Below are 652 nucleotides of genomic sequence, written 5' to 3'. Positions count from 1 at the left end.
TGTCTATTGATTGTTACTGTAGTTCGACTACCTTTTTTAGCGGCTGCATCCATTAGATAAATCCTATAATATCTTTACAAATAGTTGCGTTGGGAATTACATGTGCTACATTACGCACATGGTGAGTGTTTGAGTGCTTGAAGTCATGATTGATATGCTGGTCTTAAGGATACCGTTTAAAAGCTCTCTTGTATCGGAGCGTCTTGATTCACAGGGAAATTATGTTTCCCATGTGAACCTTGCTGAGGTTGACCGCCTTTCTGGTCTGACTCTTGCCGCCCATACAGTAGAATACGCCATTGATGGTGATTTGACTGTATCGGGGCTTAAGCATCCTTACGAATCTCTCCCTTCGCATTATGCTGGGATCGCATTGAAAATTTTTGAGGGCGGTAAGAATTTCGAGCCATGTGTAGAGCTGAAAGCATCTCCGGCTAAATTGTTACAAGGTCACAATATTTTTGGGCCTACATCTTTTGAGTTGTGCGGTCTGGAATTTTTCGGTGCCTTTGCTGCTGCTATGCCTGAACTCTATGATTTGTGTGATGTAACTAATACGGTAGTTGGTCGCATAGATGTAACTTTCAGTGCAAAAGTCGCAAATGATCACATTGCTAACCAGGTGATTTCTTTCTTGCGCAATGTATCCAAC

General features: G+C 42.0%; 1 protein-coding gene. It reads left to right on the top strand.

The window, feature by feature from the left end; translation table 11 throughout:
* Positions 1-133: 133 nt before the first annotated feature.
* On the top strand, positions 134-652 hold a 519-nt coding region (locus CG67_RS06160; protein WP_235501108.1), incomplete at its 3' end, for a phage/plasmid replication protein, II/X family.

Origin of the sequence: Tatumella sp. UCD-D_suzukii (assembly GCF_000611875.2) — a bacterium.
Classification (GTDB): Bacteria; Pseudomonadota; Gammaproteobacteria; order Enterobacterales; family Enterobacteriaceae; genus Tatumella; species Tatumella ptyseos.
The sequence above is the reverse complement of the archived record's forward strand: the minus strand, read 5'-3'. Positions and strand labels throughout refer to the sequence as shown.